The following is a 12,844-nucleotide window of genomic DNA, read 5'->3' as shown; positions in this document are numbered from 1 at the left end:
GCAGCTCAGCGTCGCAACTGGCAACAGTGGCCGGGCGCAGCCCGGCTGCGGCAATCAGCGGCCATAAGGACCCCAGGCCGGTTCGCGGACATCGGCGGTCGACGACAGCAGCCGTGCCTTGATCCTGCCATCGACGGTGGTTGTCATCAGCACGTCGCGGCCGCCGGCCTTGGTTGCATAAACCAGCAGCTTGCCATTCGGTGCGAAGCTCGGGCTCTCGTCGGCATCGCTGTCGGTCAGCGAACGCGGCGGGCCGCCCGACAACAGGTCGAGGATCTGCAGCTTGAACGAGCGGCCCTGCTGCGAGACATAGGCCATGTAGCGCCCGTCGGCGCTGATCGACGGGCTGACGTTGTAGCCGCCGACGAAGGTGACGCGTTCGGCCGGCCCGCCGCCGCCCGGCATGCGGTAGATCTGCGGGCCGCCGCCGCGGTCGCTGACAAAATAGATCCGCCCGTCGGGCGCGAAGACCGGCTCGGTATCGATCGCCGAACTGGTCGTCAGCCGCTGCGCATTGCCTCCGTGGCTGCCGATCAGGTAGAGCTGCGAGCCGCCGTCGCGCGACAGCGTGACCGCGAGCTGCTTGCCGTCGAGCGACCAGGCCGGTGCGCTGTTCGAGCCGCGGAAATCGGCGATCTTGCGCCGCGCACCGCTCAGTACGTCCTGCACCCAGACGACGGCCTTCTGCTGCTCGAACGAGACGTAGGCCAGCTCCTTGCCGTCGGGCGACCAGGCCGGCGAGATGATCGGCTCCGGGCTGTTCAGCGCCACCTGCGCGGCTTCGCCGTCGGCATCGGCCACCCGCAGCGTATATCGGCCGCCACCCTTCGTGACATAGGCCATGCGGGTTGCGAACACGCCCTTGTCGCCGGTCAGCTTCTCGAACACATAGTCGGCGATGCGGTGCGCCGCCAGCCGCAGATCGGCAGCGACGACGGCGGTGCTCTGGCCGCCGATCTCGACGCCCTTGACGGTATCCCAGAGCTTGAAGCGGACGTCGAAGCGGCCGTCGGCAAGCCGTGTCACCGAGCCGCCGACCAGTGCGTCGACGGCCCTGCCGCGCCACTCGGCCATCGGCGGCTGCGCCATTTCGTCGATCACCGCGGTCACATCCTGGCCACGGAAGACGCCGCTGCGCTCGAGGTCGGCGCGGATGATCGACGACAGGATCTGGTTGGTCTTGTCCTCGTCGCGGAAACGCGCGATCGCGATCGGCAACTGGGTCGCGCCGACCCCTGAAATCTCGACGCGAAATTGCGCCAGCGCCGGCCGCATTGCTGCAAGCAGGGCACCTCCGGTGAGCGCGCCGGTCACGAATCTTCTGGTCAGCATCGGTCGATTGATCCCATTTTTTCGACAAAGGTTCATTTTTGATCCGGCCGCGGCGGCAGCCACATCTTCAGATAGCGATAGTAGGTGGTCTCGGCAATGTGCAGCGCCAGCACCAGCCCGAGCCGGCCGTCAAGGAAGCCGCGCTTGAGCAGATAGCCGCGGAAAAATGCCCAGGCGCCGTGGCCGAGTGCCTTGCCGAGCCCGCCCTTGCCGCCCTGGCGCAGCTTGTCGCGCGCCCGGCCGGTCGTATACCGGTTCATCTTGTCGAGCGCGTTGTCGAGGCTGGGCACGCTGTCGTGCAGCAGTTCGCCGTCGAGCCGACCGACCGGCCCGTCGACGAGCAGCCGCTCGTGCACCAGATCATCGCTGAAGCGCGCGCGATCGCGGCGGAACAACCGGGTCACGTGGTCGGGATACCAGTCGCCATGGCGCATCGGCTGGCCGCAAAAACTCGACAGCCTGGAATTCCGCCACGCGGCCTCGTCGCCGGGGGCGTCGAGCACGCGCGCGATGCCGGCGGCGAGTTCGTCGCTGACACGTTCATCGGCGTCGATGCTGAAGACAAGATCGCCGGTCGCCAGCGCCAGCGCCCGGTTCTTCTGCGCACCAAAACCGGGCCAGTCGGTGGTGGCGACGACGCGCGCGCCGCAGGCCTCGGCAATCTGCCGGGTGTCGTCGGTGCTGCCGGAATCGACGACGATCCACTCGTCGGCGAAGGCGGTCGAACGCAGGCAGTCGCCGATGTGCCGGCTCTCGTTGCGGGTGATCACGATGACGGACAGGCGCGGCGCGGGCATGGGCGGCGATTGTAGGGAGCGGCCAAACCGGCCCCTTTACCGGCCCACCGATAATGCACCGCAATGACCCATCCGCGATTCATCGACAGGTTGCGCCGGCTGTGGCCGTATTTCGCCGGCGCGAAACTCGGGGTCTGGCTGGTGCTCGGCGGCTCGCTGGTCGGCGCGCTGACCGAACCGCTGATACCGGCGCTGATGCAGCCGCTGCTCGACAGCGGCTTTTCCAGCAATGAATTGCCGCTGTGGCTGGTGCCGGTGGTCGTGATCGGCATCTTCACGGTGCGCAGCGCCGCCGGATTCATCGCGCAATACGGGCTGTCGTGGACGGCCAACCTCGGCATGCTGAACCTGCGCACCGCGATGTTTGCGCGGCTGATGGACGCCGCGCCATCGCTGTTCACGACATCGACCGCGAGCAGCCTGACCAACACCCTCGCCTACGAGGTGCAGACCGGCACCAACAGCCTGGTCTATTCGCTGCAGACGCTGATCCGCGATTCGCTGATGCTGGCCGCGCTGCTTGCCTACCTGCTGTGGCTGAACTGGCAGCTGACGATCTTCGTCGCAATCCTGATCCCGGCGGTGACGCTGGTGATGCGCACGCTGAGCCGGCGGCTGCACCGGCTGACGATCGCCAACCAGGCGGCGACCGACGAACTGGCCTATGTCGTCGAGGAAAACGTGATGGCCTGGCGCATCGTGCGGCTGCACGGCGCGAAGGCGACGCAGGTGCGCCGCTTCGGCAACGCCAGCGAAACGCTGCGCCGCTTGACGATCAAGGGCGCGGTCGCCGGCGCGTCGATGACACCGATCACGCAGATCCTCGCGGCGATTGCGCTGTCGGCGGTGATCGTCGCGGCGCTGTGGCAGGCGCGCCAGGGCGGACCGTCGGTCGGCGGCTTCGTCGCCTTCGTCACCGGCATGCTGATGCTGATCGGGCCGATGAAGCACCTGTCGGAGGTGGCCGGACCGATCACCCGGGGGCTGGCCGCACTCGAACGCGCGCTGCGTCTGATCGAGGAGAGCCCGATCGAGCGCGGCGGCGGCCACGACCCCGGCCGCGCCAGCGGCCATGTCGAACTGCGCGGTGTCGGCCTGCAATACCCGGGCAGCAGTGCCACCGCGCTGGCCGGCATCGACCTCGAACTGAAGGCCGGCGAGACGGTTGCGCTGGTCGGCCCGTCGGGCGCCGGCAAATCGACGCTGGTCAACCTGCTGCCGCGTTTCATCGATCCGAGCGAAGGCCAGGTGCTGCTCGACGGCGTGCCGCTGGCGGACTGGGACGTCGCCGGGCTGCGGCGCCAGTTCGCGCTGGTCAGCCAGGATGTCGTGTTGTTCAACGACACAGTCGCCGTCAACGTCGCGCTCGGATCGGAAACGGTCGACGCAAGCGGCAATACGGTGATCGACCGCGAGCGCGTGATCCGCGCGCTGCAGGGCGCGAACCTGCTCGACCATGTCAACGGCCTGGCGCAGGGCATCGATACGCCGATCGGTCACAACGGCAACCAGCTGTCGGGCGGCCAGCGGCAGCGGCTGGCGATTGCGCGGGCGATCTACAAGGATGCGCCGGTGCTGATCCTCGACGAGGCGACCTCGGCGCTCGATTCGGAATCGGAACGCCTCGTGCAGCAGGCGCTCGAGACGCTGATGCGTGGCCGCACCAGCCTGGTGATCGCGCACCGCCTGTCGACGATCGAACGCGCCGACCGCATCGTCGCGATGCAGGACGGCCGCGTCGTCGAGCAAGGCAGCCATGCCGAGCTGCTCGCGCACCGCGGGCTGTATGCGCGCCTGCATGCGCTGCAGTTCGGTGGCGCCGAATTGTCCAAACCCAGTGAAGGAGAAACGCCATGAGCCAGAAGCCGATCAGCCGCTTTCCGGTGCCGACGCTCGACGAGCTGCCCGACGACATCCGCGGCAAGCTGCTCGAGGTCCAGGAGAAGGCCGGCTTCGTGCCGAATGTCTTTCTGACGCTGGCGCACCGGCCCGACGAGTTCAGGGCGTTCGTCGCGTACCACGACGCATTGATGCTGCGCGAGTCCGGGCTCAGCAAGGGCGAGAAGGAAATGATCATCGTCGCGACCAGCGGCGCGAACCGCTGCCTGTATTGCGTCGTCGCCCACGGCGCGATCCTGCGCATCTATGAGAAGGCGCCGCTGCTCGCCGACCAGATCGCCGTGAATCACCACAAGGCCGACATCTCGCCGCGCCAGCGCGCGATGCTCGATTTCGCGATGAAGGTCTGCCTCGATTCGGCGTCGATCGGCGAGGCCGATTTCAAGGCGCTGGCCGGCCACGGCTTCAGCGAAGAAGACATCTGGGACATCGGTGCGATCACCGCGCTGTTCGGCTTGTCGAACCGGATGGCGAACCTGACCTCGATGCGGCCGAACGACGAGTTCTATCTGATGGGCCGGGTGCCCCGCGAGCCGAAACCGGCGAAGGCCTGATCGCGTCGTGAGCCAGCCGCCGCTGGTCCTGGCAAATCATGGTCTGCGCCATGCCGGCGGCATCGAGGCCTACCTCGCGACGCTGGTGCGCGGCCTGCACCAGCGCGGCATCCGGCCGACGGTCGTCGCGAAGAAGTTCGACCGTTCGGTGCCGGAAGCCGGCTGGGTCGACATCGTCGAGCCATGGATGGCCGGCATTCCCGGCAAGCTGCGCGACAACTGGTTCGACTGGCAGCTGCGGCGGCTGAAAAAACACCACGGCTGGTACCCGCTGATCGCACTGAACCAGACCGCCGCCGCCGACATCGCGATCGTCGGCAGCAACCATCCGGCGCACCTCGTGGCGATGGGGCAGACGAATCTGAAAGCCAGCGACCGCTGGAAAATCGAACTGGAGCGCGCGCATCTGCAGAACTCGCAGGTCATCGTTGCCCATTCGCGGCTGCTCGCCGCACAGGTGCACGAGCACTACGGCATCGACGGCAACAAGGTCGTCGTTGCCTATCCGCCGGTCGACGGGTTGCGCTTTTCACCGGTATCGGCAGAACGCCGGCTCGAACTGCGCCGCAAGCTCGAGCTGCCTGAAGACCGCCCCGTCTTCCTGCTCGTCTCGACGGGCCATGCGCGCAAGGGCCTCGACATCGCGATCGATGCGGTGCACCGGGCCGGCCAGTCGGCGCTGCTGGTGACGGTCGGCCGGCCGCCTGGCGTCGAGTCGCCCAATCTTCGCTACCTCGGCTACCGCAGCGACATCGAGGATGTCTACCGCGCGGTCGACGCAACGCTGCTGCCGTCGCGCTACGAGCCATTCGGGCTGGTCGGCGTCGAATCGGTGCTCTGCGGCACGCCGGTCGTGCTCGAACGCGGCGTCGGCTGCGCCGAAGTGCTGCCGCCGCCTGCCGGCCTGCCGTTCAGCTTCGACCGCGACGGCAGCCTCGGCGCAGCGATCGACATCGCGCTCGAGCGCTGGCGCGCCGATGAACTGCGGATCGCCGATCCACTGACCGCACTCGGCTACGACCCGTCGATGCAGGCGCACCTCGACATCCTGCTTGGCTGGGTCGAGCGGCTGCGCGAGGAGCAACGCTGAGGCAAACGAACAGGGTGAAATGGATCACCGCAGAAAGACCTCGATGGCTGTCGAGCTTAGGCAGTGTGTGTATTCACGAACACATGATGTGTAAGATGAGGAGATCGGAGGCTGCTGATGCGCACCAACATCGTGATCGACGACAAACTGATGGCAGAAACCCTGAAAGCCACCGGCCTCAAGACGAAACGGGAGGCTGTTGAACTGGGCCTGCGCACATTGCTGCGTCTGAAACAGCAGACCGAGCTGCGCAAGCTGCGGGGCAAATACGAGTGGACGGGCGACCTCGACGCGATGAGGCGCGACGACAAGTGATTCTTGTCGATTCGAGTGTCTGGGTAGATTTCTTCCGCAACAGGCCCACTGCCCAGGCCGAGTGGCTGGACAGGAATCTCGGCATTGAAGGCTTGGTTGTCGGCGACCTGATCCTCGCCGAGGTCTTGCGCGGCTTCAATGAGGATCGAGGCTTCAACGAGGCGCGCCGCATGCTCGGCCGGCTCGAGCAGGTCGCGCTGTGCGGCGAAGAACTGGCCGTGGAGTCGGCACGCAACTTTCGGAAGTTGCGTTCGCGCGGCGTGACCGTCCGCGGCACCATCGATGTGATCATTGCCACGCGATGCTTGGCGGATGGCCTGCGGCTGCTTCACAGCGACCGCGACTTCGACGGCTTCGAGAAACATCTCGGTTTGCGCGTGGTGGCATGCGGCATCTAGCCGCGTGCAACTCCCGGCGTGCCATCGCGCGCATCAAGGCGGCACAGTAGCCAGCACGTCTCCGGGCAAGGCCGGGGCGCCGTTTCCGGCCTTGTTTCTGCGGCGCTTCCCGAGAAAGCGATCTCGACGTGCGTATCAGCTGCCGATCACCTCGCGCAGCCCGACGAACTGCCAGCCCGCCGCCTCGAGTTGCGACCGCAGCCGCCTCGCATTGCCGACCGCACCCGGCGTATCGCCGTGAACGCAGATGCTGTGCATCGGCGTCGGCAGCAGCTTGCCGCTTTTTGCAACGATGCCGCCGGCGTCGAGCATGCGCTGCACGTGGGCGACGACCTCGGCGTCGTCGTGCAGCACCGCGCCGGTCTCGCTGCGCGGCACCAGCGTGCCGGCATCGGTATAGGCGCGGTCGGCAAAGATCTCGGCGGCGACCTGCAGCCCGGCACGTTCGCCGGCGGCGAACAGCTCGGACAGCGCCGGCGCCATCAGGATCAGCTCGCGGTCGATGGCACGCACCGCGCGGGCGATGGTGTCGGCCATCGCCGCATCCTCGCAGGCCTGGTTGTTCAACGCGCCGTGCGGCTTCACATGGACCAGCTTGCCGCCTTCGGCGGCGGCGATGCCGGCCAGCGCGCCGACCTGGTAGATCACCGCCGCCTCGAGTTCGGCCGGCGCCATCTTCATCGGCCGGCGGCCGAAACCCTGCAGATCCGGATAGGCCGGATGGGCGCCGAGGCCGACACCGGCGGCCAGCGCAGTGCGCACCGTCTTGCGCATCACCAGCGGATCGCCGGCATGGAAGCCGCAGGCGATATTGGCCGCGCCGACGACCTGCAGCAGCGCCTCGTCCTCGCCCATCGTCCAGGCGCCGAAGGATTCGCCGAGATCGGCGTTCAGGTTGATCTTCATCTTGCAGGACCTCGCATCAGGACAGTCGATCGGCAGCGGCGAGCAACGGCCGGTATTCGGCGGACAGCGCATCAATCGCGCCGGTCACCAGATTCGCCCCATACAACGCGGCCTCGTCGACGCCGCCGATCAGCAGCGGCCGCAGCGACGCCAGCAGCGCGCGCGTCTCGGCCTCGGCCGAGCGCGCCAGCCGCTCTCCTTCGGCGGCATCGACGAAGGCAAAGCGGATCAGCTGGCCGGGCCGGGTCGCCGCGAGCCGCGGCAGGTCGGCGCCGATCACCGTCGCGATCTTCGGATAACCGCCGGCGGTTTGCGCATCGGCGAGCAGCACGATCGGCTGGCCGTTGCCCGGCACCTGGATCGAGCCTGGCACCGTCGCGTCGGAGACGATCTCGCGTTTGCCGATGTGTTCGAGCGGCGGCCCTTCGAGCCGCACACCCATGCGGTCGGCATCGGTGGTCACGCGGTAGTCGGTGTCGGCAAAATCACGCAGACCGGCGTCGCTGAAGAAGTCGGCCTGCGGCCCGGCGATCACCCGGATCGGCCCGCTGCCCGCGCGCGGCGGCTCGGGCAGCATCTGCTCGCGGCGATCCGTCGCGGCAACCGCCGGCAGCCGGGCGCCGGCGGCGAGCGGCCGGCCGTCGATGCCGCCGAGCGCCGCCCGTGCATAGGTCGACGCACTGCCGAGCACCGCCGGCAGCTGCAGGCCCTCGACCGCGACCATCACGATCCGTTCAGCGCCGATCCGCTTGATCCGCATCACGTCGCCGTCGCCGAGCAGCAGCGAACGCCAACCGGCCAGTGCCTGTCGTTCGCCGCCGCGCTCGAGCTCGACCAGCGCATCGCCGGCGAGTGCGATCCGCACCGCGCCGCCGCGCGCGGCGAGCTGCAGGCCGCCGTCGAAACATTCGATCACCGGCGCCGCTTCGGCATTGCCGACGAGCGCATTGGCAATGCGCATCAGCCGCCGATCGAGCACACCGGCCCACGGCACGCCGACGCGGCGATAACCACGGCGGCCGGCATCCTGCAGCGAGGCAAAAGCGCCGCTGGCCAGCACCTCGAGTTGCGGTGCAGCCGTCATTGCGCCGCCCCGCTGTTGGTCTGGTCAAGCCAGCCGCCAGGATCGACCTCCCCGGCCTCGACCGCAGCGGCGATGCGCTGGTATTCGGCCGTTCCGATCGACTCGAAGCGCACGCTGTCGCCAACCGCCAGCAGCGATGGCGACTCGCGATGGCCGTCAAAAAGCGGCACCGGGCAGCGGCCGAGCAAATGCCAGCCGCCGGGGCTCTCCCATGGATAAATTGTCGTCAGCCCCGCAGCCACCGCGACGCTGCCGGCCGGTACCCGCACCCGCGGTTTCGAGCGGCGCGGCAGCCGCAGCGGCTCGGCGACGTCGCCCATGAACGGACAACCCGGCAAGAAGCCGAGCATGTAGACCATGACCTCGGTCTGGCTGTGCAGGGCAATCACCTCGTCGATGCTGCAGCCGATCGTCTGCGCGGTCTCGGCAAGGTCAGGCCCGGCGTCGCCTTCGTAGCAGACCGGCAGTCGCCAGTGCCGGCCGTCGACCGCGGCGCCGCTGCCGGCCGCCGAAAAAAGCGGGCGCAGCGCATCGACGAGCGCCGCGCGCCCGGTCAACAGCGGATCGAAAAAAACCGTCAGCGAGCGGAAGGTCGGCATCGTCTCGACGAGACCCGGCAACCGGCCGGCGGCCTGCTCGCGCGCGATCGCCTGATCGAGCGATGCGACCGCCCCGAGCAGCGCCGGATCGATCACATCGCCGAATTCGATCGTCAGCGCGGCATCGCCGGCATCGAGCAGGCGCGGCTGACGCGACGTCACATCCGGTTCGGCAGCCACAGGATCAGGTCCTGGAAGAAATACGACAGCAAGGCGGCCAGCAGCATCATCAGGAACATCGGCGTCGCCGTCTTCGCGACGTAGGTCAGGTCGTGTTTGGTCAGCCCCTGCAGCACGAACAGATTCAGCCCGACCGGCGGCGTGATCTGCGCCAGCTCGACCAGCAGCACGGTGAAGACGCCGAACCAGATCAGGTCGAAGCCGGCGGCCTGCACCGTCGGCAGCAACACGCCGATCGTCAGCACGACCATCGAGATGCCGTCGAGGAAGCAACCGAGCAGCAAATAAAACACCGTCAGCGCCAGCACCAGCGAAAACGGCGACAGGTTCTGAGCGGTGATGAATTCGGCCAGATGCCGCGGCAGCCCGACAAAACCCATCGCCAGCGTCAGAAACGCGGCGCCGGCGAGGATCAGGCCGATCATGCAGTAGACGCGGCAGGCTGCGCCGATGCCTTCGGTGAAGGATTTCCAGCTCAGGCTGCCTTCGACCGCGGCAACCACCAGCGAGCCGAGCACGCCGATCGCCGCCGCTTCGGTGGCAGTCGCGACGCCTGTATAGATCGAGCCCATCACCGCGGCGATCAGCAGCACCACCGGAATCAGATGGCGGGCCGCATAAACCTTCGCTGCAAACGACATGCCGGCATCGGCGGCCGGTATCTTCGACTTGTTGAACAGCGACCAGACGATGATGTAACCCATGAACAGCGTCGCCAGCACGATGCCGGGCACGATGCCGGCGACAAACAGCTTGGCGATCGAGACATCGGCGGCGACACCGTAGACGATCATGATGATCGACGGCGGGATCAGCAGGCCGAGCGTTGCCGCGCCGGCCAGCGAGCCGACCGCCAGCGATTCCGGATAACCGCGCTCGCGCAGTTCGGGCAAAGCAATCCGGCCGATCGTCGCGCAGGTCGCCGCCGACGAACCGGACACCGCCGCGAAGATCGTGCTGCCGATCACGTTGACGTGCAGCAGCCGGCCCGGGAGCTTGTTCATCCATGGCGCCAGGCCCTTGAACATGTCCTCGCTGAGCTTGGTGCGGAAGAGGATCTCGCCCATCCACAGGAAGAGCGGCAATGCGGTCAGCGTCCAGCTCGACTGCGCGCCCCAGATCGTCAGCACCATGCTGTCGCCGACCGGGCGTGGCGTTGCCAGTTCCATCGCGATCAGGCCGACCGCAATCAGCGCCATGCCGATCCAGAGGCCGGATGCCAGCGCCACAAAAAGAATGATGACCAGTGCGCTTGCGACAAGAACGTCCATCGTGTACTCCAGGCGGTGGCGTCAGTCGGCGTGGGAGGCTTCGCCGCCGGGCTCGACGAAGAATTTCTTGCCGGTGAAGTGCGACCACAGCGCCTGCACGAAGGCCATTGCAAAGCCAATGCAGCCAAGCGCCATGCTCAGCTGCGGGATCCACATCGGCGTCGCGTCCCCGGTCGGCGCGACATCGTGCAAGGTGTACGACACCCAGACCAGCCGCACCGAGAACCAGGCCAGGAACAGCGCGATGCCGGTACCCAGCACCAGTGCGGCGACTTCCATGCGGCCACGGGTACCCGGGCTGACATGGTCGAGCAGCAGCGTCGCGCGGATATGTTCGTTGTGCTGCAGCGTCGACGGCAGCGCGAGGAACAGCGCCGCGGCGATCGTATATCCCGCGTAGCCGTCGAGGCCGGGAATATTCCAGCCGAAGATGCGCGCCGAAATGTTCAGCATGATCGACACGAAGGCGCCGATCAATGCGATGCCCGCCAGCACCAGCAGCAGTTTGTAGAAACCGAAGGCCACGCGGTCGAGCATGTTTACTCCCGGTTCAGGGGAAAAGGCACCGCAGGCCCCGGCCCGCGGTGCGCCGTCGCTTGCTTATTTCTTGCGGTAGGCGTCGATGATCGCCTTGCCGTCGGCACCGGTCGAGGCCAGCCACTCCTCGGTCATCGTGTCGCCGATCTTCTTCAGCGCGGCTTTCACGCTGTCCGACGGCGGCGCGACAGTGACGCCGTTGTCCTTCAGGATCTTGATCGAATCCTCGTCGACCTTCTGGCTCATCTTCCAGCCGCGCGCCTCGGCGTCGGCAGCGGCCTTCAGGACCGCATCCTGGGTCGCCTTGTCGAGCGAATCGAAGGCCTTCTGGCTGACGACCGTGACGTTGCGCGGCAGCCAGCCGTTGACCGGATAGAAATATTTGACCTGCTCGTAGAGCTTGCCGTCGGCGCCGCTGGCGCTCGAGGTCAGGAAGTTGTTCGCCGCACCGGTGGCCAGCGCCTGGCCGAGTTCGGGCAGTTGGATCGTCACCGGCGAGGCGCCGAGCATCTGCGCGATCTTCGTCGTGGCCGGGTTGTAGGCGCGCATCTTCGTGCCCTTGAAATCATCGGCGCTGTTGATCGGCTTGACCGAATACAGCGACTGGCCGGGCCACGGCACCGAGAACAGCATCTTCATGCCCTGTGCGGACAGCACCTTGGCCTGCACCGGCTTCGCGGCCTCGTACAGCTTCTTCGCTTCGTCGTAGCTGGTCGCGACGAAGGGGATCGAATCGGCGCCGAACAAGGGGTTCTCGTTGGCCATGCCGGAGATGATGAATTCGCCGGCCGGCGCCATGCCGGTCTGCACCGCACGCTTGATTTCCGGCTGCTTGAACAGCGACGCGCCGGAATGGACGGTGATCTCGAGCTTGCCGCCGGTGGCGGCCTTCACGTCGGCAGCAAACTGCTCGAGGTTCTTGGTCTGGAAGGTGTTCGAGCTGTAGCCGCTGGCCAGGTCCCATTTGGACTGGGCGCTGACACCGGCGGCAAGAGCGATGGCGCCGAGGCCGAAGATGATCGATTTCATCGAGAGTCTCCTTCTGTGTAAGCCAGTCAGTTGCTGGCCAGTTGGTGGTTCAACAGGTCGGTGATCAGCATCGAACCCGGTGCGTGGGTGATGCAGAACGCGGGGCGGGCGCGTTGCAGCGCAGCCTGCGGCGTGACGCCGCAGGCCCAGAAAACCGGCAACTCGCCGGGCCGCACGGTCACCGCGTCGCCATAGTCGGGGCGGCCAAGGTCGGCGATGCCGATCTGCGCCGGGTCGCCGAGGTGTACCGGCGCGCCATGGACAGCCGGGAAGCGGGCGGTGATCTGCACCGCGCGGATCGCATCGGCAGCTATCAAGGGCCGCATCGAGACGACCAGCGGGCCGCCGAACGAGCCGGCGGCGTGGGTCGCGATCGACGTGCGGTACATCGGCACATTGCGGCCCTCGTCGATGTGGCGCACCGCGATGCCTTCCGAGCGCATCGCCCATTCGAACGAAAACGAGCAGCCGATCACGAAGGCGACCAGGTCGTCGCGCCACAGTTCGCCAACCTCGGTCGGTTCGTCGACGAGTTCGCCATTGCGCCACACCCGGTAACGCGGCAGGTCGGTGCGCAGGTCGATGTCGGTGCCGAGGGTCGGCAACCCGTATTCGCCGGCCTCGCCGACCGCGATCAGCGGACAAGGCCGCGGATTGCGCTGGCAGTAGAGCAGGAATTCGTGGGCCTCGGCAGCAGGCAGAACGACCAGGTTGCCCTGCACCAGATCGTCGGCGAGGCCGCTGGTATGGCGGTCGATCTCGCCGCTGCGGATCCGGCCGCGCAGCGCCGCGCCGCGGCGCGCGGCATCGGCATCAAAAGCGGTTGGTGTGACTTGCATGGCTGCCTTTCAGA

General features: G+C 67.2%; 14 protein-coding genes. 5 read left to right on the top strand and 9 right to left on the bottom strand.

The window, feature by feature from the left end:
- Nucleotides 1-54 precede the first annotated feature (54 nt).
- Nucleotides 55-1,332, bottom strand: coding sequence for a Tol-Pal system beta propeller repeat protein TolB (gene tolB / locus ACNH6H_RS17785; protein WP_418319550.1), 1,278 nt, complete (start codon nucleotides 1,330-1,332; stop codon nucleotides 55-57).
- Nucleotides 1,333-1,364: 32 nt separating this feature from the next.
- Nucleotides 1,365-2,129: a glycosyltransferase family 2 protein gene (locus ACNH6H_RS17780; protein ID WP_418319548.1), complete on the bottom strand. Its 765-nt coding sequence runs from the start codon at nucleotides 2,127-2,129 to the stop codon at nucleotides 1,365-1,367.
- Nucleotides 2,130-2,192: 63 nt separating this feature from the next.
- Between ACNH6H_RS17780 and msbA the strand changes: the two genes are divergently transcribed.
- The 5 genes from msbA (at nucleotide 2,193) to ACNH6H_RS17755 (ending at nucleotide 6,385) form a co-directional block, all read left to right on the top strand.
- Nucleotides 2,193-3,986, top strand: a complete 1,794-nt coding sequence (gene msbA, locus ACNH6H_RS17775) for a lipid A export permease/ATP-binding protein MsbA (RefSeq protein WP_418319547.1) — start codon at nucleotides 2,193-2,195, stop codon at nucleotides 3,984-3,986.
- Entirely contained in the window at nucleotides 3,983-4,582 is a 600-nt protein-coding gene (locus tag ACNH6H_RS17770; protein WP_418319545.1) for a peroxidase-related enzyme, read from the top strand. The genes msbA and ACNH6H_RS17770 overlap by 4 nt, the downstream gene beginning before the upstream one ends.
- 7 nt (nucleotides 4,583-4,589) lie before the next feature.
- The gene (locus ACNH6H_RS17765) at nucleotides 4,590-5,672 is read left to right on the top strand and encodes a glycosyltransferase family 4 protein (protein WP_418319543.1); all 1,083 of its coding nucleotides are present in this window, start codon (nucleotides 4,590-4,592) and stop codon (nucleotides 5,670-5,672) included.
- A gap of 117 nt (nucleotides 5,673-5,789) precedes the next feature.
- A complete protein-coding gene (locus ACNH6H_RS17760) occupies nucleotides 5,790-5,987 on the top strand; it encodes a type II toxin-antitoxin system VapB family antitoxin (protein WP_418319541.1) in 198 nt (65 codons plus the stop codon).
- Complete coding sequence (locus tag ACNH6H_RS17755; protein ID WP_418319540.1) at nucleotides 5,984-6,385, top strand: PIN domain nuclease; 402 nt, start codon at nucleotides 5,984-5,986, stop codon at nucleotides 6,383-6,385. The genes ACNH6H_RS17760 and ACNH6H_RS17755 overlap by 4 nt, the downstream gene beginning before the upstream one ends.
- Nucleotides 6,386-6,520: 135 nt before the next feature.
- Here ACNH6H_RS17755 and ACNH6H_RS17750 read toward each other — a convergent pair whose 3' ends face one another.
- The 7 genes from ACNH6H_RS17750 to ACNH6H_RS17720 all read right to left on the bottom strand — a co-directional run bounded on the left by ACNH6H_RS17750 (nucleotide 6,521) and on the right by ACNH6H_RS17720 (nucleotide 12,830).
- Nucleotides 6,521-7,291, bottom strand: coding sequence for a LamB/YcsF family protein (locus ACNH6H_RS17750; RefSeq protein ID WP_418319538.1), 771 nt, complete (start codon nucleotides 7,289-7,291; stop codon nucleotides 6,521-6,523).
- A 16-nt stretch (nucleotides 7,292-7,307) separates the two neighbouring features.
- Nucleotides 7,308-8,375, bottom strand: coding sequence for a biotin-dependent carboxyltransferase family protein (locus tag ACNH6H_RS17745; protein ID WP_418319537.1), 1,068 nt, complete (start codon nucleotides 8,373-8,375; stop codon nucleotides 7,308-7,310).
- Nucleotides 8,372-9,154: a 5-oxoprolinase subunit PxpB gene (gene pxpB, locus ACNH6H_RS17740; protein WP_418319536.1), complete on the bottom strand. Its 783-nt coding sequence runs from the start codon at nucleotides 9,152-9,154 to the stop codon at nucleotides 8,372-8,374. Before pxpB ends, ACNH6H_RS17745 begins: the two co-directional genes overlap by 4 nt.
- Nucleotides 9,133-10,425 (bottom strand): TRAP transporter large permease, encoded by a 1,293-nt coding sequence (locus ACNH6H_RS17735; protein ID WP_418319534.1) that lies wholly within the window; start codon nucleotides 10,423-10,425, stop codon nucleotides 9,133-9,135. The genes pxpB and ACNH6H_RS17735 overlap by 22 nt, the downstream gene beginning before the upstream one ends.
- A gap of 21 nt (nucleotides 10,426-10,446) precedes the next feature.
- Nucleotides 10,447-10,962, bottom strand: a complete 516-nt coding sequence (locus tag ACNH6H_RS17730) for a TRAP transporter small permease (protein ID WP_418319533.1) — start codon at nucleotides 10,960-10,962, stop codon at nucleotides 10,447-10,449.
- A gap of 63 nt (nucleotides 10,963-11,025) precedes the next feature.
- Nucleotides 11,026-11,991: a TRAP transporter substrate-binding protein gene (locus tag ACNH6H_RS17725; RefSeq protein ID WP_418319531.1), complete on the bottom strand. Its 966-nt coding sequence runs from the start codon at nucleotides 11,989-11,991 to the stop codon at nucleotides 11,026-11,028.
- 26 nt (nucleotides 11,992-12,017) lie between these two features.
- Nucleotides 12,018-12,830 carry a putative hydro-lyase gene (locus tag ACNH6H_RS17720; protein ID WP_418319529.1) on the bottom strand — a complete coding sequence of 271 codons (813 nt, stop codon included), beginning with the start codon at nucleotides 12,828-12,830 and terminating at the stop codon, nucleotides 12,018-12,020.
- Nucleotides 12,831-12,844: the final 14 nt, after the last annotated feature.

The sequence above is a fragment of the Pseudideonella sakaiensis genome (genome assembly GCF_048320135.1).
GTDB classification, from domain to species: Bacteria; Pseudomonadota; Gammaproteobacteria; order Burkholderiales; family Burkholderiaceae_C; genus Ideonella_A; species Ideonella_A sakaiensis_A.
Note: the sequence above shows the minus strand (reverse complement) of the source record. Positions and strands in the feature narration are given on the sequence as shown.